The 25,729-nt window shown below is 60.6% G+C and carries 23 protein-coding genes and 2 pseudogenes; 18 read left to right on the top strand and 7 right to left on the bottom strand.

Annotated elements, in window-relative coordinates; genetic code table 11:
- Positions 1–121: 121 nt before the first annotated feature.
- Positions 122–2,248: a TonB-dependent siderophore receptor gene (locus C4J91_RS11740; protein WP_124362467.1), complete on the bottom strand. Its 2,127-nt coding sequence runs from the start codon at positions 2,246–2,248 to the stop codon at positions 122–124.
- Positions 2,249–2,522: 274 nt separating this feature from the next.
- Positions 2,523–3,614 (bottom strand): NADH:flavin oxidoreductase/NADH oxidase, encoded by a 1,092-nt coding sequence (locus C4J91_RS11735; protein ID WP_124362466.1) that lies wholly within the window; start codon positions 3,612–3,614, stop codon positions 2,523–2,525.
- Positions 3,615–3,704: 90 nt separating this feature from the next.
- Between C4J91_RS11735 and C4J91_RS11730 the strand changes: the two genes are divergently transcribed.
- A complete protein-coding gene (locus C4J91_RS11730) occupies positions 3,705–4,004 on the top strand; it encodes a helix-turn-helix transcriptional regulator (RefSeq protein WP_124362465.1) in 300 nt (99 codons plus the stop codon).
- A gap of 17 nt (positions 4,005–4,021) precedes the next feature.
- Here the strand turns inward: C4J91_RS11730 and C4J91_RS11725 are convergent, their stop codons facing one another.
- A complete protein-coding gene (locus tag C4J91_RS11725) occupies positions 4,022–5,047 on the bottom strand; it encodes a GGDEF domain-containing protein (protein WP_164484532.1) in 1,026 nt (341 codons plus the stop codon).
- Positions 5,048–5,049: 2 nt separating this feature from the next.
- Entirely contained in the window at positions 5,050–5,901 is an 852-nt protein-coding gene (locus C4J91_RS11720; protein WP_177412850.1) for a hypothetical protein, read from the bottom strand.
- A gap of 262 nt (positions 5,902–6,163) precedes the next feature.
- Here C4J91_RS11720 and C4J91_RS11715 point away from each other — a divergent pair, with 262 nt between their 5' ends.
- The 10 genes and pseudogenes from C4J91_RS11715 to C4J91_RS11675 all read left to right on the top strand — a co-directional run bounded on the left by C4J91_RS11715 (position 6,164) and on the right by C4J91_RS11675 (position 14,507).
- Positions 6,164–7,054 carry a bestrophin family protein gene (locus tag C4J91_RS11715; protein ID WP_124362462.1) on the top strand — a complete coding sequence of 297 codons (891 nt, stop codon included), beginning with the start codon at positions 6,164–6,166 and terminating at the stop codon, positions 7,052–7,054.
- A gap of 140 nt (positions 7,055–7,194) precedes the next feature.
- A pseudogene (locus C4J91_RS28130) lies at positions 7,195–8,226 on the top strand (cache domain-containing protein); the annotation flags it as partial.
- A gap of 375 nt (positions 8,227–8,601) precedes the next feature.
- Positions 8,602–9,138 (top strand): annotated as a pseudogene (locus C4J91_RS28125) (methyl-accepting chemotaxis protein); the annotation flags it as partial.
- A 166-nt stretch (positions 9,139–9,304) separates the two neighbouring features.
- The gene (locus C4J91_RS11705) at positions 9,305–9,895 is read left to right on the top strand and encodes an amino acid synthesis family protein (protein WP_124362460.1); all 591 of its coding nucleotides are present in this window, start codon (positions 9,305–9,307) and stop codon (positions 9,893–9,895) included.
- A gap of 39 nt (positions 9,896–9,934) precedes the next feature.
- Positions 9,935–10,768, top strand: coding sequence for an alpha/beta fold hydrolase (locus tag C4J91_RS11700; protein ID WP_124362459.1), 834 nt, complete (start codon positions 9,935–9,937; stop codon positions 10,766–10,768).
- A complete protein-coding gene (locus C4J91_RS11695; RefSeq protein WP_124362458.1) occupies positions 10,765–12,246 on the top strand; it encodes an aldehyde dehydrogenase in 1,482 nt (493 codons plus the stop codon). The genes C4J91_RS11700 and C4J91_RS11695 overlap by 4 nt, the downstream gene beginning before the upstream one ends.
- A gap of 12 nt (positions 12,247–12,258) precedes the next feature.
- Complete coding sequence (locus C4J91_RS11690) at positions 12,259–12,744, top strand: flavin reductase family protein (protein ID WP_124362457.1); 486 nt, start codon at positions 12,259–12,261, stop codon at positions 12,742–12,744.
- Between the two features lie 13 nt (positions 12,745–12,757).
- On the top strand, positions 12,758–13,165 hold the full coding sequence (locus tag C4J91_RS11685; protein ID WP_124362456.1) for a carboxymuconolactone decarboxylase family protein: 408 nt from the start codon (positions 12,758–12,760) through the stop codon (positions 13,163–13,165).
- Between the two features lie 23 nt (positions 13,166–13,188).
- The gene (locus C4J91_RS11680) at positions 13,189–13,941 is read left to right on the top strand and encodes a GntR family transcriptional regulator (protein WP_065952753.1); all 753 of its coding nucleotides are present in this window, start codon (positions 13,189–13,191) and stop codon (positions 13,939–13,941) included.
- Positions 13,942–13,943: 2 nt separating this feature from the next.
- Positions 13,944–14,507, top strand: coding sequence for an NUDIX hydrolase (locus C4J91_RS11675; RefSeq protein WP_124362455.1), 564 nt, complete (start codon positions 13,944–13,946; stop codon positions 14,505–14,507).
- A gap of 99 nt (positions 14,508–14,606) precedes the next feature.
- On the opposite strand, the gene C4J91_RS11670 is transcribed toward C4J91_RS11675, so the two are convergent.
- Positions 14,607–16,127 carry an MFS transporter gene (locus C4J91_RS11670; RefSeq protein ID WP_124362454.1) on the bottom strand — a complete coding sequence of 507 codons (1,521 nt, stop codon included), beginning with the start codon at positions 16,125–16,127 and terminating at the stop codon, positions 14,607–14,609.
- 445 nt (positions 16,128–16,572) lie between these two features.
- Complete coding sequence (locus C4J91_RS11665) at positions 16,573–16,866, bottom strand: DUF1330 domain-containing protein (protein ID WP_124362453.1); 294 nt, start codon at positions 16,864–16,866, stop codon at positions 16,573–16,575.
- Positions 16,867–16,935: 69 nt separating this feature from the next.
- Between C4J91_RS11665 and ribBA the strand changes: the two genes are divergently transcribed.
- The 5 genes from ribBA to C4J91_RS11640 all read left to right on the top strand — a co-directional run bounded on the left by ribBA (position 16,936) and on the right by C4J91_RS11640 (position 22,149).
- Positions 16,936–18,042, top strand: a complete 1,107-nt coding sequence (gene ribBA / locus C4J91_RS11660; RefSeq protein WP_124362452.1) for a bifunctional 3,4-dihydroxy-2-butanone-4-phosphate synthase/GTP cyclohydrolase II — start codon at positions 16,936–16,938, stop codon at positions 18,040–18,042.
- 179 nt (positions 18,043–18,221) lie between these two features.
- Entirely contained in the window at positions 18,222–19,247 is a 1,026-nt protein-coding gene (locus tag C4J91_RS11655; protein WP_124362451.1) for an ABC transporter substrate-binding protein, read from the top strand.
- Positions 19,244–20,161 (top strand): ABC transporter permease, encoded by a 918-nt coding sequence (locus C4J91_RS11650; RefSeq protein ID WP_164484582.1) that lies wholly within the window; start codon positions 19,244–19,246, stop codon positions 20,159–20,161. The genes C4J91_RS11655 and C4J91_RS11650 overlap by 4 nt, the downstream gene beginning before the upstream one ends.
- Before the next feature lie 6 nt (positions 20,162–20,167).
- Entirely contained in the window at positions 20,168–20,977 is an 810-nt protein-coding gene (locus tag C4J91_RS11645) for an ABC transporter permease (protein ID WP_124362449.1), read from the top strand.
- 17 nt (positions 20,978–20,994) lie between these two features.
- A complete protein-coding gene (locus C4J91_RS11640) occupies positions 20,995–22,149 on the top strand; it encodes an ABC transporter ATP-binding protein (RefSeq protein WP_124362448.1) in 1,155 nt (384 codons plus the stop codon).
- Between the two features lie 195 nt (positions 22,150–22,344).
- Here the strand turns inward: C4J91_RS11640 and C4J91_RS11635 are convergent, their stop codons facing one another.
- Positions 22,345–23,751 (bottom strand): cytosine permease, encoded by a 1,407-nt coding sequence (locus tag C4J91_RS11635; RefSeq protein ID WP_124362447.1) that lies wholly within the window; start codon positions 23,749–23,751, stop codon positions 22,345–22,347.
- A 317-nt stretch (positions 23,752–24,068) separates the two neighbouring features.
- On the opposite strand from C4J91_RS11635, the gene C4J91_RS11630 reads away from it, so the two are divergent.
- Positions 24,069–24,554, top strand: coding sequence for a flavin reductase family protein (locus C4J91_RS11630; protein WP_124362446.1), 486 nt, complete (start codon positions 24,069–24,071; stop codon positions 24,552–24,554).
- Positions 24,555–24,610: 56 nt separating this feature from the next.
- On the top strand, positions 24,611–25,654 hold the full coding sequence (locus tag C4J91_RS11625) for an LLM class flavin-dependent oxidoreductase (protein WP_124362445.1): 1,044 nt from the start codon (positions 24,611–24,613) through the stop codon (positions 25,652–25,654).
- Positions 25,655–25,729 lie beyond the last annotated feature (75 nt).

Here is a 25,729-nt window from a genome sequence, read left to right as displayed (position 1 = left end):
AAATGGGATCAAATGTGGGAGGGGGCTTGCCCCCGATAGCGGTATATCAGTCAAAAATATTGAGACTGACACACCGCAATCGGGGGCAAGCCCCCTCCCACATTTGGAACTGTGTACAGCGTCAGAGGGTGTAGGAGATTCCGACCTGCACCGTGCGCGGTGCGCCTGGGTAGGCGTAGATATTGCCGAACGCGCCTTCCTCATACTCGCGATTGAACAGGTTTTTCACGTCCAGGTTCAGGCGTACCTGTTCGTTGACCTTGTAGTAGCCCAGCAGATCAACCACGGTGTAGGCGTCCATCGAGAAGGCGGTATTGGCGGTCTGGCCGGCGCGCTGGTCGACGTATTTGCCGCCCACACCGAGGCCCAGGCCCTTGAGGGCGCCGTCCTGGAACTCATAGACGTTGAGCAGGCTGAAGCTGTTGCGCGGAATATTCAACAAGCGCGTGCCGGAGCGGATGCTGTTGTCCTTGGTGACTTCGGCGTCCACGTAGGCATAGCCGCCGATCATGCGCCACTCAGGCGTGAGGTTGCCCGCGACGTTGAGGTCAAAGCCTCGGCTGCGCACTTCACCGGCGGCGACGCTGAACGTGTTGACCACCGGGTCAGTGGTCAGTACGTTTTTCTTGTCGATCTGATAGATCGAAGCGTCAACGCTCAGTTGGCGGTCCAGGGCTTCCCACTTGATCCCCATCTCATAGGACTTGCCTTTCTCCGGCGCGAAACCACCGCCTTCGCGTGCCGCACCGGTGTTCGGCTTGAACGAACGTGCGGCGTCGGCATACACCGCGACGGTATCGGTGAGGTCGTAGATCACACCCACACGTGGGGTGACGGCGTTTTCTGCGCTCTGGAAGGGGTTCACGCCGGGCACATAACTTTCATAGTCATGTTCAAACCGTTCGAAACGTGCACCGGCCAGGACTTTCAAGCGCTCGGTCAGGGCCACCTGGTCCTGCACGAAGGCCGCGTAGGTCTTGAGGTTTTCCTTGTCATGGGTCGGCGTGCGCGTCAGCGGCGGGCGCGCCTGGCCGTAGACCGGGTTGAAGATATCGATCGGGTAAGTGCCCGCAGTGGCGCTGGAGCGCTGGATGATCGACTTATAGTCGTAGTCTTCGTACTCGATGCCGGTCAGCAAGGTGTGCTCGAAACCAGCGGTGGAGAAATGCCCGGTCAGGTTGAGCTGATAGTCCTTGTCGGTCCACTCCAGCTTGCGGTAGTTAAAATTACGTTCCAGGGTACGGCCATCGGCGCCCAGGCCGTTAGCCTCGATTGCGTTGCCCTTCAACGTCCCGTCCAACCACTGGAAACCGCCGCCCAACGTCCAGTTGTCATTGAGCGCATGCTCGAAACGCAACTGCGCCATGTTGTTGTCGTTGTGCAGCTTGCCCACGTCCTTGTCGCCCCAGAACGTCTCGCGCGACGACGTGCCTCGCTGATTCGGGTAACGCGTCAGGCCACGGTCCAAGGGGGCATTGTTACGCATGAAGTCGCCTTCGAAGATCACCTTGGTGTCATCGCTGGCCTGCCAGGTGAGCACCGGTGTCACGCCGTAGCGTTCGGTCTCGACGTGATCGCGGAAGGTGTCACCGCCCTCGCCCACCACGTTCAGGCGATAGGCCAGGCGGCCTGCTTCGTCCAGCGGGCCGGAGGCATCCAGGGTGCCGCGCTTCATGCCTTGGTCATTGACTTGGCTGCCCAGGGTGACGCTGCGTTCGGCCAGCGGCTGCTTGGACACCACGTTGAACGTGCCACCGGGGTCGCCACGGCCGTAGAGCATGGTCGCCGGGCCGCGCAACACCTCGAGACGCTCGATGGTATTGGCATCCGGCATGTTCGGGTAACCGCGATTGATCGGGAAACCGTTGCGGTAGAACTCACCGGTGGTAAAGCCACGCACGGTGAAGGTGGTCAGGCCCTGGCCACCGAAGTTGTTGGCGCGGCCAACCCCGCCGGCATAGTCAAGGGCATCCTGCAGGCGCGTTGCGCCGATGTCTTCGACCACATCCCTGGACACCACGCTGATGGACTGCGGGGTTTCATGAATCGAGGTGTCGGTGCGCGTCGCACTGGCTGAACGTGTGGCGTGGTAGCCCTTGACCGGTCCTTGAGCCGTCTCGAAATCCGCCGTGCCGGTCACAGTGGTCGCTTGCAACTCAAGGCTGGTGTTTTCGGTGGGGGCACTATCTGCCCAACTGAACGGGGAAAACGCCTGCAGCACACAGATGGAAATCAGGGTACGACGCATGGATGTTGAACCTAGTGAATGAGCCAGATGGGGCGGCAAACCTGCCAAGAATTCGCCGCGCATCATATATCAACGCATTCGCGTTTGACATCTATTCTCATTTGCCATCTTTCGCGTATCAGCTCTGTATCAGGTAGCTCGGTATTCCTGATGTATGAAAACCAAATGTGGGAGGGGGCTTGCTCCCGATGGCGGTGGATCAGGCAGCTTATCTGCTACTGACCCACCGCCATCGGGAGCAAGCCCCCTCCCACAGTTTTACCGAGTCGCTAGCTCAGCGATAGCGTTCCAACCAATGCGCATACGGCGCCGGCAAGGTCCAGGACGACTTGTCCACGCCCAGTTCCTTGGCCGCAAAGTACGCCCAATGCGGATCGGCCAGGTGCGCACGGCCCACGGAGACCAGGTCAAGATGCCCGGCCTGCAGCGCGCTTTCGGCCAGTTGCGGTGTACCAAAGCCCCACGCCGAGGTCACCGGAATACCGGCTTCACGGCGCACACGTTCGGCAATCGGGCCCATGAACGCCGGGCCCCACGGGATGTTGGTGTCGGGAATGGTGAACCCAACGCTGACGCTCAGCAGGTCCAGGCCACCGGCCTTGAATCGGCGGGCCAGTTCGATGGACTCGGTGAGGGTCTGCTCATCACGGCCGTCGTACTCAATCACGCCGAAGCGGGCGGTGAGCGGCAGGTTTTCCGGCCAGACTTCGCGCACGGCGGCCAGGGTTTCCAGGAGGAAGCGGCTGCGGTTGTCGAAGCTGCCACCGTAGGCGTCGGTACGCTGGTTGGAGTGTTCGGAGAAAAAGCTCTGGCCCAGGTAGCCATGGGCGAAGTGCAGCTCGATCCATTCAAAACCGGCGTCACGGGCACGACGGGCGGCGTCGACGAAGTCTTGCTGGACGCGGGCGATATCCTCCAGGGTCATGGCACGCGGCACGTTGGGCAGGTTCGCGCCGAACGCAATAGCCGACGGGGCGATGGTTTCCCAGCTGCGGGCATCGGAGGCCGGGATGTGGTCGTCGCCTTCCCATGGACGGTTGGCGCTGGCTTTGCGGCCGGCGTGGGCAATCTGGATACCGGGGACGGCACCCGCAGCCTTGATCGCCTTGACCATCGGCACGAACGCCTCGGCATGGGCATCGCTCCAGATACCGGCGCAGCCTGGGGTGATACGCCCCTCCGGCGCGACGGCAGTGGCCTCGACCACCAGCAGGCCAGCACCGCCACGGGCCATGCCGGCCAGGTGCACGTGGTGCCAGTCATTGACCATGCCGTCGTCGGCCATGTATTGGCACATCGGCGGGATGGCAATGCGATTACGCAGGGTTACGTCTTTGAGTTTGAACGGTTCGAACAAAGCGGACATCAGATACTCCGGATAAACGTGCGTGATTCGATAGTTCGATGGTAATCGAACTATGGTATTCAACGCTACCCCCCTGTTATGATCCGCGCCATGCGAGCCTTCAAACACCCTACCCCGCAAGAGCTGACACTTGAGCGCGTGCTCTACGCCCTCAGCGACCCCGTGCGCCTGGAAATCGTGCGCTGCCTGGCAAGCGTGCCGGAAGCCACATGTGGCGAACTGGACGGCGGGCGCCCCAAATCGAGCATGTCCCACCACTTCAGGGTGTTACGTGATGCGGGCCTGGTGAACACCCGCAATGTCGGCACCACCCACATGAACTCGTTGCGTCGCGAAGAGCTCGAAGGTCGCTTCCCCGGGTTGTTGGCGAGTGTGCTTGCCCAACGGTGAACACCGGCCCCTGCGCTTCAGGCCGTGACCGGCCGCAGCGGCGCGCCATCCAGATGCACACAGTCCTTGCCATTGCGCTTGGCGCCATACAGGTTTTTGTCGGCTAACTTGAGTACCGTCGACAAGTCGTCACCTGCCGAAAAGCGCGCCATGCCGGCACTGCACGTGTAGTTGTGAGGCGCGGCGACGCTGCAGCGGATCGCCTGCAACAGATCCAGCACAAACTCGCCGGCCAGCGCCGGGTCATCGCCCTGCAACAATACGCCGAACTCTTCCCCACCGATGCGTCCAAAGCTGTGGCTGCCTTTGGCGTTTTTCAGGCAGAGCGCCATGGCGCGCAAAATCTTATCGCCGACGTCGTGGCCGTACAGGTCATTCTTGGCCTTGAAGCTGTCGATATCCAACATGATGAAGTAGCCGCCCTGGCCGCTGTCGAGCAACTTTTCGAAGTTTTGCATGAACGCGCGCCGGTTGAGGATAGAGGTCAGGTAATCGGTCTCGGCCAATGCGCGAAACTCACTTTCCACCAGCAACACCGAACGCAGGTTCTTCAAGTATGAGTAACTCAGGATGAAACCGATCGACACCGACGACGCGCAAAATATCAGCAGATAACTTTGGGTTGCGGCATAGAGTTCGGCCTGCATGGGCGACCACAGGATAAGCCAGACCGACAGGGCGCCGACCAGATAATCCTGGACACTGATAAACAAGATCGCGCTGCCGACCACCAGCGTGACGGCCAGGGGCAAGCCGTAGATACGCAATGGCGGATTCAAGTGAATGATGTAGGCAAACCCCACCGACAACAGCACGATATAGGTCACCCCCAGCAACCGCCACAACAGGAAGTTCGTCGTCAGCGAATGAAAACGGCACACAACTAACAGGCCGAGGGTGACGCTCAACACATACGGGTCGAACATCATGGCCTGGATCAAGCCGATACCAGTCCAGGCAACGATGCCTATCCATTCGGCTTGCGTTACCGCAGGCGACAGCAACCGGCGCATCCTGGGCCTTAACTTCCAGTGAGCAGGCATCCCTACGCTCCCATTTCAATAGCATGCAGGCCAACCGCAAATGAAAAGGCCATGAACCGCTTTACCAGGCTGACAAAGGGCGGCAAAACTTCCAGCCGGGTCTTGGAGTGCGCTTTGAAATAGCCTTTTTCCACGCCCTCCTGCACCATTCGAATAATGTGGGTCTTGGACACCGACAGTTGCTTGGCCAATGCCAGATACGAAGATGACCTGAACGTCGCCCGATCATTTTCCGGTGCAAAGGCATCGTTATAAATGGCCAGCATCAACAGGTGCCCGGCGTCCCTTTTAACCAGCCAGTAACACTCGGGCAGCAATACATCGACCGTGAGGTCGGCGTCGAGAATGATGGCAAACCCCTTGAAGTAAAGGGCCAGGAAACCGCGGTCATCCAACTCACGCAATTGCTGAAAAATCGCCCTCTCGGGGTACAACCGCGCCAACGACTCCGTGAGGGAGGTCAACATCAGGCGCGCTTCACGGCAGGCTTCGTCCGAGGGCGCATACACCCTGAAGCGACTGTCTTCAGGGTGCGGCGCAACCTCCATGAAGCCCAGCGCACGAAACAACAGAAAGATCGACTCCAGGCTGTTTTTCGAACAATACCTGCGCGTCACGCACAGGTTTTTAACTTCGGACAACAACGGCAACGGCGTGGCGAAGTACTTACTCAATAACGCAAACGACACCATCAAACGGCTGTATTTAAGTGCACTCTTATAGAAAAAGGGTCGTCTGGAATAGGGCACGAGCAGCACGTGGTAATGCGCTCTCAAGCACGATTCAAAATCCCTATGACGTTCGAGCGCTTGCGCGGTATTACACATAGCCGACTTCAACGAACTGACATGCATGAAAGAGCCCTGATCATCCAACTTGATTCCACTGATCTCAGCTACGAAATCCCTGCAGCCCGGCCCCAAAACAAATCACGTGGTAAACCCTGCGGTTAATGGCTTTTTGCCTCGGCGCAATGTACAGCGATTGCCGCGCCAGACGACATCAGTACCAAAGTTGTTCCAGATTTCCCGAACCGGATCCCGTCAGGCGAACCTTCACCCGTCTACGGCGTCGTAACCTGGCACTGTTGCCAACCGCACGCCGCGAGGTTCTCGTTTGAAAGCTGCCCTTCTCAAGAAATACCGCCTGATCATCAAGACCATGGGCTATGTGGGCTGGGCCCTGTTCTGGCTGTTGCTGTGGGATATCGCCGTCACGGTGGATTTCATGCTGTTCCTCAACTCCAAGATCAACCTGCCGCTGATGCCCCTGACCTTGCTGGGTTCGGCACTGGTGGTGCTGATCAGTTTCCGTAACAGCAGCGCCTACAACCGCTGGTGGGAAGCGCGCACCTTATGGGGCTCGATGGTCAATAACTCGCGCAGCTTCGCCCGCCAGGTACTGACCCTGCTGGACGATCCCGACAGCGAAGTGAACCCGATCAAATCCACGCTGTTGCGCCGTCATGTGGCCTATGTGAATTGCCTGGCCGCGCACCTCAAGGGCGAGCCCTGCCCGGAGGAAGTGCGCGCGTTCATCCCTGACGCGGAATTTGCGCGCAATGGCGCAACCAACAACTTCGCCAACGACATTCTCACTGGCTCAGCCGCATTGCTGGCCCGGGAATACAAGGCCGGTCACCTGGACAGCATCCGCCTGGCGCGGTTGGAGTCGACGCTGGTGGACCTGTCCAATGCCCAGGGCGGCATGGAGCGGATCGCCAACACGCCGCTGCCCTACCCCTACGTGTATTTCCCACGTCTGTTCATTTCGCTGTTCTGCCTGATCGTGCCCGTGGGCCTGGTGGAATCCCTCGGCTGGTTCACCCCGCTGGCCTCCACGGTGGTGGGTTTCATGCTGCTGGCCATCGAACGCATCGGCACCGACCTGCAAAGCCCGTTTCGCTCCAGTGAACATCAGATTCAAATGGAAGCGATCTGCGAAACCATCGAGAAGAACCTGCAGTCGATGCGTCGTGACGCCCTGGCCGGTGACCAGATCGGCTGATTGCCCCCCTCCCCTCAAGTGCCGCCGCCCTCGGTCGATATATCGAGGGTAAGCATGACCATGTCCTCATAAAACGCATGCGACGCACAGCACGACCGTTTTCTCCCTTGCCAAAACTATAAATACCCGCGGGTGAAGTCATGAATATCAAGCAGAAGCTGACATGGGCGTTTGCGGCCATCGCGTGCCTCCCGGTCATCCTGGTCGCGATGATCGTGGTGCTGAATGTGCGCGAAGGCGCCCTCGCCAACTTTCTCGACAGCAGCGGCCGCGAGATCCGCCAGATCGACAATGGCATGAAGCAGTTTTTCGACGGCATCAGCCAGAACGTCGAGTACGTGGCCAAGGACCCGCGCGTTATCGCGGCCAAGGACCTGAAGAGCTACGCCAGCGCGGACGCCGCGCAAATCCCGCTGACACCGACCAATACCGAACTGCTGGCGATTTTCGACCAGTTCGCCAAAAGCCATCCCAGCACTGCCTACCTGTCCCTGGGCCTGCGCGACGGCGGCTACGCCAGCTGGCCGGACGACACCAAACTGACCAACTACGACCCACGCGTACGCCCCTGGTACCAGGCGGCCATTGCTGCGCCAGGCAAGACCGTGCGCACCGGTGCCTATTACTGGGCACCGGACGATGTGGTGCTGATCGGTACCGTGCATACCGTCGCCGACACCACTGGCAATATCCTTGGCGTGGTCGGCCTGGACGTGTCGCTCAAGCAGCTCACCGAACTGGTGCGCACCATCAAGCTGGGCGACAGCGGCTACCTGATGCTGGTGGAAGGCAACGGCAACGTGCTGGTAGACCCCAGCGATGCCAAGCACAACTTCAAGCCCCTGGCCGATCTGGGGCCCAACTACGCCGAACTGGCCAAGGGCGGCGACGGCGTGACCCGGATCGACATCGACGGCGTGGCCTATATGGCCAACGTGGTCAGCTCCAAAGACCTGGGCTGGCGCTTTATCGGCCTGATCAAGCGTGACGAAGTGATGGCCGGCGCCACCCGCCTGACGTGGTTGATCGCCGCCATCGCCGCCGTCTTGGCGGTGGTATTCGCCATCGTCGGCGCCAGTTTCGCCCGCGTGATCGTGCGCCCGATTCGCGGGGTGGCCGACGGCCTGCAGGAAATTGCCGAAGGTGAAGGCGACCTCACGCGCCAGCTCAAGGTGCAGGGCAAGGACGAAACCGCCAGCCTGGCCGGCTGGTTCAACCAGTTCCTGAGCATGATCGCCCAGTTGGTGCAGCGCATCGGCAACGCGTCTTCGGACCTGCAAACCGCCGCCGCCGACACCCGTGAAGTAGCCAATAACATGAACCAGGCCGCCGGCCGCCAACGCGAAGCCGTGGAACTGGTGAGCACCGCCTTCAACGAAATGGTGGCCACCGCCAATGAAGTGGCGCGCTCGTGCAGCGCCGCCGCGTCGAGTGCCGACGAAGGCTATCGCGACGTACACAACGGCCAGCAGCACATCGGCGAAGCCACCGGCAGCGTGCTCAAGCTCAGCGAAGACCTGCAGAAATCCACGCAGACCATGCAGTTGCTCGAACAAGACAGCCAGAACATCAACGCCATCCTCGATACCATCCGCTCGATTGCCGAACAGACCAACCTGCTGGCGCTTAACGCTGCGATTGAAGCCGCACGCGCCGGCGATCAGGGCAGAGGTTTCGCCGTGGTCGCCGACGAAGTCCGCGCCCTCGCCCGCCGCACCGCCGACTCCACCGGCGAGATCGACAGCCTGCTGGGCAATCTTGCCCGCCGCACCAAGGAAGTCACCCAGCAAATGCAAAGCAGCCTGCAGGGGTCGCACACCAGCGTGGAACGCATCCAGCAGGCCCGCGACAGCTTCGACAAGATTCGCGGTTCGGTGGATTCGATTCGCGACCAGAACACCCAGATCGCCACCGCCGCCGAAGAGCAGCACCAAGTGGCCGAAGAGATCAACCGGCACATCGCGCAGATTCATGCCGATGCGCAGTTGGTTGAAGAGTTTGCGCATACGGCGCAGAGCGGGTCGGGGCGTTTGACCGACATTTCCGGTCAGCTCAACGGTCTGGTGGGCCGCTTCAAGTTCTGACGTCCTCTCCCAAGGCAGGCGGTGAGCCCTTCACCGCCTGATCGCTGCATACCCCCCTCCTCAACAAACCCACGCACGCCTGCCTGGGATCTTGCCGCACGCCTATTGCGCTTCTCGTATTATGGTATACCATCATACGCAGACCCTCACTGAGACGGAGCAGCCCATGAGTTTCGAAATCCGCAAGATCGTCAGTTATGTAGAAGAGACCTTTATCGAGGGCGGCAAAGCCTCCGACACGCCCGTGAAAATGGTCGGCCTGGCCGTGGTACTGAAAAACCCCTGGCTGGGCCGTGGTTTCGTCGAAGACCTGAAGCCGGAGATCCGCGCTAACTGCTCCGACCTCGGCGCGCTGATGGTCGAGCGCCTGGTGGGCATCATCGGCGGTGCCGACAAGATCGAGGCCTACGGCAAAGCGGCCGTGGTAGGCGCCGATGGCGAGATCGAACACGCGAGCGCGATCATCCATACCCTGCGCTTCGGCAACCACTACCGTGAAGCCGTCAAGGCCAAAAGCTACCTGAGCTTCACCAACAAGCGCGGCGGCCCGGGTACCTCGATCCAGATTCCAATGATGCACAAGGACGACGAAGGCCTGCGCTCGCACTACATCACCCTGGAAATGCAAATCGAAGACGCGCCGCGCGCTGACGAAATCGTCGTCGTGCTGGGCTGCGCCGATGGCGGTCGCCTGCACCCACGGATCGGCAACCGTTACATCGACCTGGAAGAGCTGGCGGCTGAAAAAGCCCAGTAAGCGACACCGGCCATAAGAAAAAGCATGCAGGAGCGCTCCATGATTCGGCTCACCGCTGAACGCACCCCGGCGGGTACCAGTTACCTGGCGACCGGCCAAGGCCAGCCTGTGGTTTTGATCCACGGCGTGGGCCTGAACAAAGAAATGTGGGGCGGGCAAATCGTTGGCCTGGCCACCAATTATCATGTGATCAGCTATGACATGCTCGGCCATGGCGCCAGCCCGCGCCCGGCCCCCGGCACACCGTTGCTCGGCTATGCGGACCAGTTGCTGGAACTGCTCGACCACCTGCAACTGCCCCAGGCCACGGTGATCGGGTTTTCCATGGGCGGCCTGGTCGCACGGGCGTTTGCCCTGCATTACCCCGACCGTCTCAAAAGCCTGGTGGTGCTCAACAGTGTATTCAACCGCAGCCCCGAGCAGCGTGCCGGTGTGATCGCACGCACGGCCCAGGCCGCCGAGCACGGGCCGGATGCAAATGCGGAAGCGGCGCTGTCGCGCTGGTTCAGCCGTGAATACCAGGCGGCCAATCCGGCGCAAATCGCCGCGTTGCGCCAGACCCTGGCGGGCAACGACCCCCAGGGCTACCTCACCACCTACGAGCTGTTTGCGACCCAGGACATGTACCGCGCCGACGACCTCAAGGTGTTGCGCGTGCCCACCCTGGTAGCCACCGGCGAACTGGACCCCGGCTCGACGCCGGAAATGGCCCGGCAACTGGCCGACCGTATTCCCGGCGCCACGGTTGCGGTGCTGGCCGAGCAACGGCATATGATGCCGGTGGAATCACCGCGCCTGGTCAATAGCCTGCTGCTGGGGTTCCTCGACACCGTGTACGCCCAAAACAATCCAATAAAGGGGATCGTTGCATGACACTCGCACGCTTCCAGATGTGCATCGGCGGTGAATGGGTCGATGCCCTGTCCGGCAAGACTTTCGACAGCCTCAACCCGGCCCTGGCCGAACCCTGGGCGCAATTGCCCGATGCCGATGAAGCCGACGTGGACCGCGCCGTACAGGCCGCGCAATCGGCTTTCGAGAGCCCGGCCTGGCGCGGCCTCAGCGCTACTGCACGGGGCAAATTGTTGCGCCGCCTGGGTGACTTGATCGCCGAAAACACAGAACAACTGGCGCAGCTGGAAAGCCGCGACAACGGCAAACTGATCCGCGAGACCCGTGGCCAGGTAAGCTATCTGCCGGAGTTCTTCCACTACACCGCAGGCCTGGCCGACAAGCTCGAAGGCGGCACCTTGCCGCTGGACAAACCGGACCTGTTGGCCTACACGGTCCACGAAGCCATGGGCGTGGTCGCCGCGATCATTCCGTGGAACAGCCCGCTGTACCTGACGGCGATCAAACTCGCGCCGGCCCTGGCGGCGGGCAATACCATCGTGATCAAACCCTCGGAGCACGCTTCGGCAACCGTCTTGGAGCTGGCGCGCCTGGCGCTGGAAGCCGGGATTCCACCAGGCGTGGTCAACGTGGTGACCGGCTACGGCCCAAACACCGGCGCCGCCCTCACCCGCCACCCGTTGGTACGCAAGATCGCCTTTACCGGCGGCGCGGCCACGGCACGGCATGTGGTGCGCAGCAGCGCGGAGAACTTCGCCAAGCTGTCGCTGGAACTGGGTGGCAAGTCACCGAATATCATTTTTGCCGACGCCGACCTCGACAGTGCCATCAACGGTGCAATCGCCGGGATCTATGCGGCGTCCGGGCAGAGCTGCGTGTCCGGTTCGCGCCTGCTGGTTCAGGATGAAATCTACGACGAGTTCGTCGAGCGTCTGGTGGAACGCGCCCAACGCATCCGCATCGGCAACCCGCAGGACGACGCCAGCGAAATGGGTCCCATGGCCACCGCCCAGCAACTGGCCGTGGTAGAAGGCCTGGTGGCGGATGCCATCGCTGAAGGCGCGCGCCTGCGCACCGGTGGCAAGCGCCCGCAGAACCTCGGCGAAGGCTGGTTCTATGAGCCGACGCTGTTCGAGTGCGACACCAATTCGATGAAGATCATGCAGGAAGAAGTGTTCGGCCCGGTGGCTTCGGTGATCCGTTTCAAGGACGAAGCCCAGGCCCTGGCCATCGCCAACGACTCGCAGTTCGGCCTCGCCGCCGGCATCTGGACCCGTGACCTGGGCCGCGCCCACCGCCTGGCACGCGACGTGCGCTCGGGGATCATCTGGGTCAACACCTACCGCGCCGTCTCGGCCATGGCGCCCATCGGCGGCTTCAAGAACAGCGGCTATGGACGCGAAAGCGGCATCGATTCGGTGCTCGCCTACACCGAGCTGAAGACGGTGTGGATCAACCTCTCCCAGGCGCCCATGCCTGATCCCTTTGTGATGCGTTAAGAGACCACAACCATGATCGAACCCGGCATTTACAAAGACGTCATGAGCTCGTTTCCTTCGGGCGTCACGGTGGTCACCACCCTCGACCCGGACGGCGGCATCGTCGGCATCACCGCCAGCGCCTTCAGTGCGCTGTCGATCGACCCGGCCCTGGTGCTGTTCTGCCCCAACTACGCGTCGGACACCTACCCGATTCTGCGCGACAGCAAGCGCTTCGCGATCCACCTGCTGTCCGCCGGCCAGACCGCCGAAGCCTATGCCTTCGCCAGCAAAGGCAAAGAAAAGACCAAGGGCATCGAGTGGTACCTCAGCGAGCTGGGCAACCCGTTGCTGGCCAACGCCACGGCCATCATCGAGTGCGAGTTGTGGCGCGAATACGACGGCGGCGACCACGCGATCATTGTCGGTGCGGTGAAGAACCTGATCCTGCCCACACAGCCGGTCACGCCGATGATCTATCACAAGGGCAAGCTGGGCCCACTGCCGACCCTGGCCTGAGGAGCGCTGAACCATGAGCAACGACAAGTATGAACAGGGCCTGAAAATTCGTACCCAGGTCTTGGGTGAAGCCTATGTACAGCGTTCAATCGACAACGCCGACGACTTCACCCGACCGCTGCAGGAGATGGTCACCGAGTACTGCTGGGGCCATGTGTGGGGCCGGGAGGGTTTGTCGCTTAAAGAACGCAGCATGATAAACTTGGCGATGATTTCGGCCCTCAATCGGCCTCACGAACTCAAGCTGCACGTGCGTGGCGCCTTGCGCAACGGGCTGAGTCGTGAACAAATACGCGAAATTCTGCTTCAGGTCGGCATTTACTGCGGGGTTCCCGCTGCTGTGGACAGCTTCCGGCTGGCCCGTGAAGCCTTCGCCGAAGCCGATGCCGATGCCGATGCCGATGCCGATGCCTCCAGTTAACCGCTACATTCAGAGCAGACCCCATGAAACGCGCGCCCCTCGACGATAGCTTCAAGGTCAATCACAACCCGGTCACCCTGCGCGAAATCGTGCTGGAGAAACTGCGCAGCGCCATCATGAATTTCCAGCTACTGCCCGGTGACCGCCTGGTGGAGCGCGACCTGTGTGACCGCCTCGGTGTCAGCCGCACGTCGGTGCGCGAAGCCTTGCGCCACCTGGAGTCCGAAGGCCTGGTGGAATTCGCCGATGCCAAGGGCCCGCAGGTGGCGATCATCACCCTGGCCGATGCCGTCGATATCTATGAACTGCGCTGCGTGCTCGAAGGCTTGATCGTGCAGCTGTTCACCCTGCGCGCCAAGGCCAAGGACATCAAGGCCTTGGAAAAAGCCCTTGAGGAAAACCGCAAGGCTCTCAAGGAAGGCGAACTGCAGCAAGTGATCGACTCCGTGCAGGGCTTCTACGATGTGTTGCTCGAAGGTTCCGGCAACCACGTGGCCGCCACTCAGTTGCGCCAGTTGCAGGCGCGTATCAGCTACCTGCGCGCGACGTCTGTGTCCCAGCAAAACCGGCGTGGCGCCAGCAACCAGGAAATGGAACGCATGGTTCAGGCGATCAAGAGCGGTGACCCCCTGGCAGCCCACCAAGCCTGCGTCGATCACGTGCGTGCAGCGGCAGCCGTGGCCCTGGATTACCTCAAGCGCAAACAGGAAGAAACCGGCAAGCTCCCCGAGATCACCCTGCCTATCGCGCTCAAAGAACCGCGCATAGGTCACTGATCGTGCCCTGCCCCAGCTTCTGCCCGACCTGCGGCGGCCGTGACCTCGGTCACCAACTGCCACCGGGCGACACCCACGAGCGCCTGATGTGCCGGGACTGTGGCTACATCCACTACATCAACCCCAAGATCATCGCCGGTTGCATCATCGAGCAGGACGGCAAATACCTGCTGTGCCAGCGCGCAATCCCCCCACGCCCCGGCACCTGGACGCTGCCGGCGGGCTTCATGGAAGGTGGCGAAACCACCGAAGAAGCGGCGTTGCGCGAAGTCTGGGAAGAGACCGGCGTGCGCGCCGCGATCGTGTCGCCCTACTCGATTTTCAGCGTGCCGAAAATCAGCGAGGTGTACATCATCTTCCGCGCCATCGCGCTGGAGATCACCGGCCAGTTCGGCCCGGAAACCCTGGCCTACACATTCTTCGCCCCCGAGGACATTCCGTGGGACAGCATCTATTACCCGGCGATCCGGCAGATCCTCGAGCGTTACATCGAGGAACGCCAGGCTGGGGTGTATGGCATCTACATGGGGAATGATGACAGCGGCAAAATCCACTTCATGCGCTGAGCCCAGGCCAAACCGGTCTTAATGTGGCAGGCGCGGTGCGACGATTCGCGTTGCTCCCGATAACAGTACCAAGAAAATGATCACTGCTCCTTCCTTACACTATACCGGAGCCGCTTTGGGGCTTTTCAATGTGCACCTGGCAATGAGGATCGCCAGCACCGCCAAACTGAAAGTTGCCCAGGCCATCAAACTGATACCGCCTTCAAATGCTCGTGTGGCGTTATACATCACCTCATTGGCTTGATCTCCTGACAATGTTGCCGATACCGCGTGGGCACCTGCCAATGTTTCGCTGGCCAAGTGCATTTGCAGCGGTGTCAGGAAGTCCGGCAACTGTAATGTGCCGCGGTAGTTTGCGGTGACGATGCCGCCGAGTACGGTGGTACCGAGCACGACACCCACTTCATAGGCAGTCTCGCTGATGGCTGAAGCCGCTCCAGCTTTGGTGGAGGGGACGGCCGACAGCACCACGTCGTTGGATACCGTGGCGATGGCGCCGACTCCAATGTTCAGCAAGGCAAATGCCACCACTAGTATCGTCAGGCTGCTACCAAGGCCGGCAACCAGCAAAAAGGCTGCAGCAATAAAACCCAGCAAAATTGGAATCAAAACAATGACCGATACTCGCTGGGCGACCGGGACTATCAGCAGCCCCACGACGATAGCCATAACCTGGCCCGGTATCAGCGCCAGGCTGGCGTTGAGGGGAGACATCCGCAGGACGATTTGCAGGAACTGAGTGAAAAAAAACATAAAACCGATCAGAAACGCCAGACTCATCAGGTTGATGGCCACCGACCCGCTGAACATTTTGTTGCGAAACAGGCTCAGGTCCATCAACGGCGTTGGCAGGCGCAGTTGCCGCCGCACGAATAGCCAGCCGATGACGAGAGCAACACTGAAGGCCACCAGTGCCAACACATCCGGACCAGCACTTGCGATGTGCTTGATGCTATACACCAGCGCACCGAGGGCCACCATCGATTGCACAGTACTTATGGTATCCATCGGCCCCGACCCATCTGGCTCAGACTCGGGTAACAGCAACGGTCCGAGGACCAATAATGGCACCAGCACCGGCACCGCCAGCAGAAAAATCGATCCCCAGCTGAAGAACTCCAGTAGCACACCGCCTATCAAAGGCCCGAGTGCAGAACCGACCGTCAAGGTCGTTGCCCAAATAGCCACGGCAAGCCGCCGCTCTTCCCGGTCTTCAAAAAGTGCACGGATCAAGGCTAATGTTGAAGGCATCAACATGGCCCCGAAGATCCCCATGCAGGCGCGCCCGGCGATCAATTGCGCGGCATTACCGGAGTAAGCCGTCATGACGGAGACTACGCAAAATCCCAATGAGCCGATCAGCAGCAGTTTTCGATGACCTTTGCGATCACCCAGGCTACCCATGGAAATGAGCAGCCCGGCCAAGACCAATGAATAGGCATCGATTATCCATAGCTGCTGGCTGGCGCTGGGATGCAAGGCTTCGGCTATTTTCGGCAGGGCAAAACCCAGGACAGTGTTATCCACGGTCACGAGCAGGACCGGTAGCATCAATATCGCTAAAGCTATCCACCGGCTGGAGCGTGGTTGCTGCGTTACATCTTCCGCCGTCAATGACATCATCGGCTCCTTATAAAACAATCGTAAAACCGTCCCCCTGTAGGAGCATGCTGAGCTTTTTATAATTTGTAAGGCTGCGAGACCATGAAGTATTTGTTTCACATTGTATTGCTGTTACAAACCCACATAGATTCAAAACAAATTCTGAATTTTCTGTAAGAACTTACCCACCTTAATTCTCCTCGCGCATAAAAAGCGGCTGAGCGAACTCAAGTCGTCCTGATACGGATCGCTGAATACCGATACTTGCTATTGATTCTGGTTGTGATGGCGGCCACTGCTTAAGACCGCGAGCAAAAAAATGCAGAGCGCGCCGCAGGCAGCCGAGCAAGAAATGCGAGCAATGACAAAAAGGCGACTTTTGAAAGGTCACCTTTTCATTTCGAATTTGAATGCAGGTTACTGTGGATGGGCCTCCTGCATCTGATTGGCATACACTTGGCACCTAGGGCGCCAGCCCTTCCACAATAATGATCTGCGCCTCTCCCGCCCCCGCTCTATGCGCCTTTGCCTCCTGATATTCCACAGACTCATAGCACGCCACCGCCTGCTCATAGCTCTCAAACTCAATCACCACATTGCGCTGCCGTGCCGGCCCGCCTTCCAGCGCCTCACTGCGCCCGCCCCTGGCCAGAAATCGCCCGCCGAACTTCGCGAAAGCAGCCGGGGCGCGCTGGGTGTACTGGGTGTATTGCTCTGCATCTGACACATCCACATGGGCAATCCAATAGGCCTTCATCGAGACATCCTCTTGCTTAGAATTTGTGGTATACCATAATACATACAACCAACAAACAGAGCACTCCCCATGCCCTTCAACAGCATCGCAGACATCCTCGAAGACTACGGCCAGGGCAAGATGGTGCTTCTGGTGGACGACGAAGACCGGGAAAACGAAGGCGACCTGCTGTTGCCTGCAGCGTGCTGCACCGCCGAGACTATCAGCTTCATGGCCCGTGAAGCGCGGGGCCTGATCTGCCTGACCCTCACCGATGAACATTGCCAACGCCTGGGCCTGGAGCAGATGGTGCCCAGCAATGGCAGCGTGTTCAGCACTGCGTTTACCGTGTCCATCGAAGCCGCCACCGGCGTGACCACCGGCATCTCCGCCGCCGATCGCGCACGCACCGTGGCGGCGGCTGTGGACATCAACGCGGGCCCCGCCGACATTGTGCAGCCGGGGCATATTTTCCCGCTGCGCGCCAGGGATGGCGGCGTGCTGACCCGCGCCGGCCACACCGAAGCCGGTTGCGATCTGGCGCGCCTGGCGGGGCACATACCGGCCTCGGTGATTGTCGAAGTGATGAACGACGACGGCACCATGGCCCGCCGACCTGATCTGGAAGCCTTTGCCCGCAAGCACCGGATCAAGATCGGCACCATCGCCGACCTGATCCACTACCGCCTCAGCACCGAACGCACCGTGGTACGCATCGGCGAACGCGACCTGCCCACAGTGCACGGCACCTTCCGCCTGATCACTTTTGAAGACCGCATCGACGGCGGCGTGCATATGGCCATGGTCATGGGCCAACTGCGCCGCGATGAACCGGCACTGGTCCGTGTGCACGTGATCGACCCGCTGCGCGACCTGGTCGGCGCCGACTACAGTGGGCCGTCCAACTGGACCTTGTGGGCCGCCCTGCAACGCGTGGCGGCAGAAGGCAGCGGCGTGGTGGTGGTGCTGGCCAACCATGAGTCGTCCCAGGCACTGTTGGAACGCGTACCGCAGTTGACCCAGGCGCCGCGTCAGTTCAGCCGCTCCCAGTCACGGATTTACTCGGAAGTGGGTACTGGCGCTCAGATATTGCAGGACCTGGGCGTGGGCAAACTGCGCCACCTCGGACCACCGCTGAAATACGCAGGCTTGACCGGTTACGACCTGGAAGTCGTGGAAAGCATCCCCTTCACCTGAGGCTGGAAACCCAGCGTCGGCGGATAGCCGGTATGGCAAAGTGCTTGCGCAAAGCTTGGAATACCATAATATGATATTCCATAGGCCGGACAACCTGAATCAGGCCACCCGGACCGATTGCTCCCGACAGGCGGGCACTCCAAAGCCCCGCTCATAAACACAACAATGAGGGCGTAAAAATGGTGTTGAACACAGGTGCAACCGCGGTGCTGTTCGCGGGTTTGTTGAGCGTGGCCAGCCAGGCGGCGTTGGCGGCGGAAAGTGTCAACTTCGTCAGTTGGGGCGGCAGCACCCAGGATGCGCAGAAGCAGGCATGGGCCGATCCTTTCAGCAAGGCCAGCGGCATCACCGTCGTTCAGGACGGCCCCACCGACTACGGCAAACTCAAGGCCATGGTCGAAAGCGGCAACGTACAGTGGGACGTGGTGGATGTCGAAGCCGACTTCGCCCTGCGCGCCGCCGCCGAAGGCCTGCTCGAGCCCCTCGACTTCTCGGTGATCGAGCGCGACAAGATCGACCCGCGTTTCGTCTCCGACCATGGCGTCGGCTCGTTCTTCTTCTCCTTCGTGCTCGGCTACAACGAAGGCAAGCTCGGCACCGGCAAACCGCAGGACTGGAGCGCCTTGTTCGACACCAAGACCTACCCCGGCAAACGCGCCCTCTACAAATGGCCAAGCCCAGGTGTGCTTGAACTGGCGCTGCTGGCCGACGGCGTACCCGCCGCCACGCTCTACCCCCTGGACCTGGACCGCGCCTTCAAGAAACTCGACACCATCAAGAAAGACATCGTCTGGTGGGGCGGCGGTGCGCAGTCGCAACAGTTGCTGGCCTCCGGCGAAGTCAGCATGGGCCAGTTCTGGAACGGCCGCATTCACGCCTTGCAGGAAGATGGCGCACCAGTGGGCGTGAGCTGGAAACAGAATCTGGTGATGGCCGACATTCTTGTGGTGCCTAAAGGCTCGAAAAACAAAGCGGCCGCGATGAAGTTTCTGGTCAGTGCCAGCAGCGCCAAGGGCCAGGCGGATTTCTCCAACCTGACCGCCTACGCTCCGGTAAATATCGACAGCGTGCAGCGCCTGGATTCGGTCCTGGCGCCCAACCTACCGACGGCGTACGCCAAGGATCAGATCACCCTCGATTTCGCCTACTGGGCCAAGAACGGTCCGGCCATTGCGACACGGTGGAATGAATGGCTAGTCAAATGAAAATGACGGCAACCACGCCGACCGGGAGCGCCCTCGGCGCTGCCGACGCGGTTTCCCACAAGGCCGGGGCGCTATCCCTGGCGCAACGCTGGCGGGGGTCGAGCACCTTGATCCCGGCCCTGCTGTTCCTCGGCCTGTTCTTCCTGGCACCGCTGATCGGCCTGTTACTGCGCGGCGTGCTGGAGCCGGTACCGGGCCTTGGCAACTATGAACAGCTGTTCGCCAACTCGGCCTATGCGCGGGTGTTGCTCAATACCTTTTCAGTGGCCGGCCTGGTGACCCTGTTCAGCCTGCTGCTGGGCTTTCCGCTCGCCTGGGCGATTACCCTCGTGCCGCGCGGCTGGGGCCGCTGGATCCTGAGTATCGTGCTGCTGTCGATGTGGACCAGCCTACTCGCCCGCACCTATTCCTGGCTGGTATTGCTGCAGGCCTCGGGGGTGATCAACAAGGCGTTGATGGCCATGGGCATCATCGATCAACCGCTGGAGATGGTGCATAACCTCACCGGCGTGGTGATCGGCATGAGCTACATCATGATTCCGTTCATCGTGTTGCCGCTGCAGGCGACCATGCAGGCCATCGACCCGATGATCCTGCAGGCCGGCTCCATCTGTGGCGCCAGCCCGTGGACCAACTTCTTCCGGGTGTTCCTGCCGCTGTGCCGGCCGGGGTTGTTTTCCGGCGGGTTGATGGTTTTTGTGATGTCCCTCGGTTACTACGTCACCCCGGCTCTGCTCGGCGGTGCACAGAACATGATGCTGCCCGAGTTCATCATTCAACAGGTGCAATCGTTCCTCAATTGGGGTCTGGCCAGTGCCGGGGCGGCGTTGCTGATTTTCATCACGTTGGTGCTGTTCTACTTCTACCTGAAGCTCCAGCCGGAATCCCCGGTTGGCGCCAGCAACGCGAGGTAAGCCGTCATGCTCCTGACCCCCAACGCCATGAGTCGCAGGATGCGCCTGGGCCTCTACACCACCACCGGTTTGATTGGCCTGTTCCTGCTGTTGCCGATCGTGTTTATCGTGTTGCTGTCGTTCGGCTCGTCGCAATGGCTGGTGTTCCCGCCACCGGGCTGGACACTGAAATGGTACGGCCAGTTCTTCTCCAACCCCGACTGGATGAGCGCGGCGATGGCCAGCCTCAAGGTGGCGGTGCTGACCACGCTGTTCGCCGTCGCGCTGGGGCTGCCGACCGCCTTTGCCCTGGTGCGCGGACGCTTCCCCGGCCGCGAGTTGCTCTACGGCCTGTTCACCCTGCCGATGATCGTGCCGCTGGTGATCATCGCCGTGGCGGTGTACGCGCTGTTCCTCAAGCTCGGCTATACCGGCACGATGTTCGCTTTCGTGGTCAGCCATGTGATTGTCGCGCTGCCGTTCACCATCATCTCGATCATCAACTCGCTGAAGCTGTTCGACCAGTCAATTGAAGACGCGGCGGTGATCTGCGGCGCCTCGCGCGTGCAGGCGGTGTTCAAGGTGACCTTCCCGGCGATTCGCCCAGGGATGGTCGCCGGTGCGCTGTTCGCCTTTCTCGTCTCGTGGGACGAAGTGGTGCTCAGCGTGATGATGGCCAGCCCAACCCTGCAAACCCTTCCCGTCAAAATGTGGACCACCCTGCGCCAGGACCTGACGCCTGTGATCTCCGTCGCCTCGACGTTGCTGATCGGCCTGTCGGTACTGGTCATGGTGATCGCCGCCGCCCTTCGTCGGCGCACTGAAACCAACGCCTAAGCGCCCAGGAGCAGAACATGAGTGCAGTGATCCAAGATGTCGCGCAGAATTCCGGCCAACCCCTGGTCAGCCTGCGTAACCTGAACAAGTACTACGGCGACTTTGCCGCCGTGGACAACATTTCCCTGGACATCCAGGACGGCGAGTTCCTCACCTTCCTCGGCTCCAGCGGCTCGGGCAAGAGCACCACCCTGTCGATGCTCGCCGGCTTTGAAACGCCGAGCAGCGGCGAGATCCTGGTGAGCGGGCAATCCCTGGTCAACGTGCCGCCGCACAAGCGTGACATCGGCATGGTGTTTCAACGCTACTCGTTGTTTCCGCACTTGTCGGTGCGCGACAACATCGCCTTCCCCCTGGCCATCCGCAAACTGGCCAGCGCCGAACGCGAGAAACGCGTGGACGCCATGCTCAAGCTGGTACAGCTGGAACCGTTCGCCCATCGCCGCCCTTCGCAACTCTCCGGTGGCCAGCAACAGCGAGTGGCCATCGCCCGTGCGCTGGTGTACGAGCCGCGCATCCTGCTGATGGACGAACCCCTCGGTGCCCTCGACAAGAAGCTGCGTGAAGACCTGCAGGACGAACTGCGCCAGCTGCACCGACGCCTGGGCATCACCATCGTCTACGTGACCCACGACCAGGAAGAAGCCATGCGTCTGTCACAGCGCATCGCGATTTTCAGCCACGGCAAAATCGTCGGCCTGGGCAGTGGTTTCGACCTGTACCAGAACCCGCCGAACGCGTTCGTCGCCTCGTTCCTGGGCAATTCCAACTTCCTCAAGCTCAAGGCCCAGGGCAATGCGGCAGCGTCGTTCGAAGGCCAGTCGCTGTCGATCCGCCTGACCAGCGGCCTTCAAACCGAGCAGGATGTATTGCTGATGGTGCGCCCGGAAAAGGCCCTGGCGCTGAGCGTCGAACAGGCCATCGAGCAACCGTTGGCCGCAGGCTGGAATGAGGTCTCGGCGATTGTCGGGGAGGTGCTGTTTCTGGGCGAGAGCCAGACCTGCGCAGTGAAGACCCTCGGCGGTACTTCGATGACGGTCAAGGCGCTCTCGGCGGCGGGCATGCCGCTCAAGGCCGGCGATCCGGTGCGGGTGCGTTGGGCCACGGCGGATGCGTGTGTGTATACGGAGTGGGCCGAGAGTGATTTGAATAAGGCGGCCGGAGCGCACTGAGCCTGCCTTGTAAGACTTCATGTGGCAGCGGCTGGCTCCCGATAGCGAAATATCCGTCAGTTAGTTTGTAGCTGGCAGTTCCGCCATCGGAGCGTCGTATCAAGTCTGTACCAAATGATCCAGACTACCTCGCCAGGAAAAACCGACTACAAAAAAATACCCGGCAAGCGCCGGGTATCTGATTTGACGTGATGATCAGTCCGAATAACCCAGCTTCACCGCTCGGACCTTCTGCGTGTGCTTGCGTGTCGCCAGGCAGTAATACAACGGACACGTCACCGCCAACCCGACCAGCCACGACAGATCCGCGCCGTCCACCAGGTTGGCCCAGGGCCCCACATACAACGACGTATTGGCAAACGGTAGTTGCACGAGGATGCCGATGAAATACGCCACGATCGCGTGCAGGTTAAACCGCCCATACACCCCGCCATCCGCCTGAAAGATCGAGGCAATGTCGTACACCCCGCGCTTGATCACGTAGAAATCGATCAGGTTGATCGAGGCCCACGGCACCAGCACCAGCAACAGCGCGAGGATCAGCCCGATAAATTGCGCGATGAAGTCCGCCGACGCGCCCAGCGCCACCACGCAGCAACCGGCGAGAATAATACCCGAGAGCACCACGCGCACCTTGATGCCGGGGGTCCAGTGGCTGGCGAAGGTCTGGATCGAGGTGATGATCGAAAGCACTGCGCCGTACAGGTTCAGTGCGTTGTGGCTGATGATATTGAGCAGGAACAGCACCATCAGGATCGGCCCCAGCGCGCCCGTGGCTTGTTTGACCGCGACCATCGCTTCGGTGCCTTCCGGTGTCGCCAGCGCTGCCACCAGGCCGAAGGCGAACGACAGGATGGTGCCCAGCGTTGCGCCCAGATAGGTGGCAATAAACGGTCGGGTGATGCCGATGTCCGCCGGCAGGTAACGCGAATAGTCGCTGGTGTAGGGCGAGAAGCTGATCTGCCAGATGATCCCGAGCGACACCGTGGCCAGCCATCCGGCGGCGTTGAAACCGCCGCGGGTGAGGAAGTCGGCCGGCAGGTCATGGGCAAAGATGTAGGCAAAACCGGCGAGCAACGCGCTGCCCATCACCCAGGTGCCGATGCGGTTCAAGGTATGGATAAAGCGGTAGCCGATCACGCCGATGGCCGTGGCGCTGAGAGCGCCGATCAGGATGCTCGCCGGCACCGGGACCGAGGGCACGATGCCGACGATGGATTTGCCGGCCAGCACGATGTTGGAAATGAAAAAGCCGATGTAGATCAGCGCTGCGAAAAACACGATCAGCAGCGCGCCATAGCGCCCGAACTGGCCGCGGCTCTGCACCATCTGCGGGATGCCCATGCGCGGGCCCTGGGCCGAGGCAAGGGCGATCACTACACCGCCCAGCAGATGCCCGAGGGCAATCGCCAGCAACCCCCACAGCAGGTTGAGATGGAACACCTGGGCCACCATCGCGCCGGTGACGATGGGCAGCGGCGCGATATTGGTACTGAACCACAAGGTGAACAGGTCGCGGGCCTTCCCGTGGCGCTCTGCGAGGGGGACGTAATCGACCGTGTGATGCTCGATCAGGGGGTCTTGCCGGGACATCTGAGGCATAGGAATAACTCGCGTTTGTCTGATCTTATAGTTGTTTGACGCCAACCGAGGGGAGCTCTACAGCCGCCTCAGATGAACACCATATTATGGTATTCCAACTTTTTAACAAGATTGATTCGCTTTTTTCGCCCGCCTCTGATCTGGTAATCCCGGCTCTGGAAAGACCGCTACCAGAGGATAAACCCCGGTAATAGAGGGCTTTGGTGGGTCAGAGACACGTTTATCGCCTATCCAAAAAAGCCCTTGCAACTACTGTATTACGGTATACCATCAGACCTATAAATTTAAAAAACCGCTTCATAGCAGAGGACCATCTCATGATCGATGCCGCCATCTACAAACAAGTGATGGGTTCGTTTCCGTCCGGGGTCACCGTGATTACTACGCTGGACGACGACGGGCAAATCGTCGGCCTCACCGCCAGTGCTTTCAGCTCGCTGTCCATGGACCCGGCCCTGGTGCTCTTCTGCCCCAACTACAGCTCTGACTCCTACCCCGTACTGATCAAGAACAAGCGCTTCGCCATCCATGTGTTGTCCGGCGGGCAGCAAAGCGAAGCCTATGCCTTTGCGCGCAAAGGCAAGGACAAGGCCCAGGGCATCGAGTGGACCTTGAGTGCTTTGGGCAATCCGATCCTGGCCAACGCCACGGCGGTCATTGAATGCCAGTTGTGGCGTGAATACGAAGGCGGCGACCACGCAATCATGGTTGGCTCGGTCAAGAACCTGATCGTTCCCACACAGCCGAATGGGCCCCTGGTGTATTGCCACGGCAAGATGGGTACCCTGCCGGTGCCTGCCTGATACCCCGCTGAACCCGTTTTTTTGCGGAAAATAACAATAGATCCGAGGTATGCGTCATGAAATTTTCGCTGTTCATACACATGGAACGCTGGGATGAAAGCGTCAGCCACCGTCAGTTGTTCGAAGACTTGACCGAACTGACCCTGATGGCCGAAGCCGGTGGCTTCAGCACCGTGTGGATTGGCGAACACCACGCCATGGAATACACCATCTCGCCAAGTCCAATGCCGCTGCTGGCATACCTCGCGGCCAGGACCACCACTATTCGCCTGGGCGCTGGCACCATCATCGCGCCGTTCTGGCACCCGCTGCGGGTGGCAGGGGAATGCGCGTTGCTCGACGTGATCAGCAATGGACGCATGGAAGTGGGCCTGGCCCGTGGTGCTTACCAAGTGGAATTCGACCGCATGGCCGGCGGCATGCCCGCCTCGAGCGGCGGCCAGGCCCTGCGCGAAATGGTGCCGGTAGTGCGCGCCCTCTGGAAAGGCGACTACGCCCATGACGGCGACATCTGGAAATTCCCCACCTCCACCAGCGTGCCCAAGCCGATCCAGCAGCCCACCCCACCGATGTGGATCGCCGCCCGCGACCCCGACTCCCACAATTTTGCAGTGGCCAACGGCTGCAACGTCATGGTCACGCCGCTGATGAAGGGCGACGAAGAAGTCCTGGACCTTAAAAACAAATTCCAGGCCGCCCTGGACAACAACCCTGGCGTGCCCCGCCCGCAATTGATGGTGCTGCGTCACACCCACGTGCACGCCGCTGATGACCCGCAAGGCTGGGAAGTCGGGGCCAAGGCGATCTCGAAGTTCTATCGCACCTTCGATGCCTGGTTCGGCAACAAGAACGTGCCGGTCAATGGTTTCCTGGAGCCAAGCCCGGAAGAGAAGTTCGCCGCACGCCCAGAGTTCGAACTGGAGAGCCTGCACAAAACCGCAATGATCGGCACCGCAGCAGAGATCATCCCGCGCATTCGGTACTACCAGGAACTGGGCGTGGATGAGTTCAGTTTCTGGTGCGACAACAGCCTGCCCCATGCCGAGAAAAAGAAGTCCCTGGCACTGTTTATTGAGCAGGTGATGCCCGCGTTTCGTTGACCGGCTGCAGGCGCCCGCTCATCAACCACATCATGGGAGCGGGCTTGCCCGCTCCACATTCTTTTGGCCTCAGGC

The sequence above is a fragment of the Pseudomonas sp. R3-52-08 genome (genome assembly GCF_003851745.1).
Lineage (GTDB): Bacteria > Pseudomonadota > Gammaproteobacteria > Pseudomonadales > Pseudomonadaceae > Aquipseudomonas.
The sequence above is the reverse complement of the archived record's forward strand: the minus strand, read 5'-3'. Positions and strand labels throughout refer to the sequence as shown.

What these genes read in the sequence shown, in the direction of transcription:
- C4J91_RS11740 (WP_124362467.1), bottom strand. Translation starts at nt 2,248, where the DNA reads ATGCGTCGTACCCTGATTTCCATCTGTGTGCTGCAGGCGTTTTCCCCG.
- C4J91_RS11735 (WP_124362466.1), bottom strand. Translation starts at nt 3,614, where the DNA reads ATGTCCGCTTTGTTCGAACCGTTCAAACTCAAAGACGTAACCCTGCGT.
- C4J91_RS11730 (WP_124362465.1), top strand. Translation starts at nt 3,705, where the DNA reads ATGCGAGCCTTCAAACACCCTACCCCGCAAGAGCTGACACTTGAGCGC.
- C4J91_RS11725 (WP_164484532.1), bottom strand. Translation starts at nt 5,047, where the DNA reads ATGCCTGCTCACTGGAAGTTAAGGCCCAGGATGCGCCGGTTGCTGTCG.
- C4J91_RS11720 (WP_177412850.1), bottom strand. Translation starts at nt 5,901, where the DNA reads ATGCATGTCAGTTCGTTGAAGTCGGCTATGTGTAATACCGCGCAAGCG.
- C4J91_RS11705 (WP_124362460.1), top strand. Translation starts at nt 9,305, where the DNA reads ATGAGTTTCGAAATCCGCAAGATCGTCAGTTATGTAGAAGAGACCTTT.
- C4J91_RS11700 (WP_124362459.1), top strand. Translation starts at nt 9,935, where the DNA reads ATGATTCGGCTCACCGCTGAACGCACCCCGGCGGGTACCAGTTACCTG.
- C4J91_RS11695 (WP_124362458.1), top strand. Translation starts at nt 10,765, where the DNA reads ATGACACTCGCACGCTTCCAGATGTGCATCGGCGGTGAATGGGTCGAT.
- C4J91_RS11690 (WP_124362457.1), top strand. Translation starts at nt 12,259, where the DNA reads ATGATCGAACCCGGCATTTACAAAGACGTCATGAGCTCGTTTCCTTCG.
- C4J91_RS11685 (WP_124362456.1), top strand. Translation starts at nt 12,758, where the DNA reads ATGAGCAACGACAAGTATGAACAGGGCCTGAAAATTCGTACCCAGGTC.
- C4J91_RS11680 (WP_065952753.1), top strand. Translation starts at nt 13,189, where the DNA reads ATGAAACGCGCGCCCCTCGACGATAGCTTCAAGGTCAATCACAACCCG.
- C4J91_RS11670 (WP_124362454.1), bottom strand. Translation starts at nt 16,127, where the DNA reads ATGTCATTGACGGCGGAAGATGTAACGCAGCAACCACGCTCCAGCCGG.
- C4J91_RS11665 (WP_124362453.1), bottom strand. Translation starts at nt 16,866, where the DNA reads ATGAAGGCCTATTGGATTGCCCATGTGGATGTGTCAGATGCAGAGCAA.
- ribBA (WP_124362452.1), top strand. Translation starts at nt 16,936, where the DNA reads ATGCCCTTCAACAGCATCGCAGACATCCTCGAAGACTACGGCCAGGGC.
- C4J91_RS11655 (WP_124362451.1), top strand. Translation starts at nt 18,222, where the DNA reads ATGGTGTTGAACACAGGTGCAACCGCGGTGCTGTTCGCGGGTTTGTTG.
- C4J91_RS11650 (WP_164484582.1), top strand. Translation starts at nt 19,244, where the DNA reads ATGAAAATGACGGCAACCACGCCGACCGGGAGCGCCCTCGGCGCTGCC.
- C4J91_RS11645 (WP_124362449.1), top strand. Translation starts at nt 20,168, where the DNA reads ATGCTCCTGACCCCCAACGCCATGAGTCGCAGGATGCGCCTGGGCCTC.
- C4J91_RS11640 (WP_124362448.1), top strand. Translation starts at nt 20,995, where the DNA reads ATGAGTGCAGTGATCCAAGATGTCGCGCAGAATTCCGGCCAACCCCTG.
- C4J91_RS11635 (WP_124362447.1), bottom strand. Translation starts at nt 23,751, where the DNA reads ATGCCTCAGATGTCCCGGCAAGACCCCCTGATCGAGCATCACACGGTC.
- C4J91_RS11630 (WP_124362446.1), top strand. Translation starts at nt 24,069, where the DNA reads ATGATCGATGCCGCCATCTACAAACAAGTGATGGGTTCGTTTCCGTCC.
- C4J91_RS11625 (WP_124362445.1), top strand. Translation starts at nt 24,611, where the DNA reads ATGAAATTTTCGCTGTTCATACACATGGAACGCTGGGATGAAAGCGTC.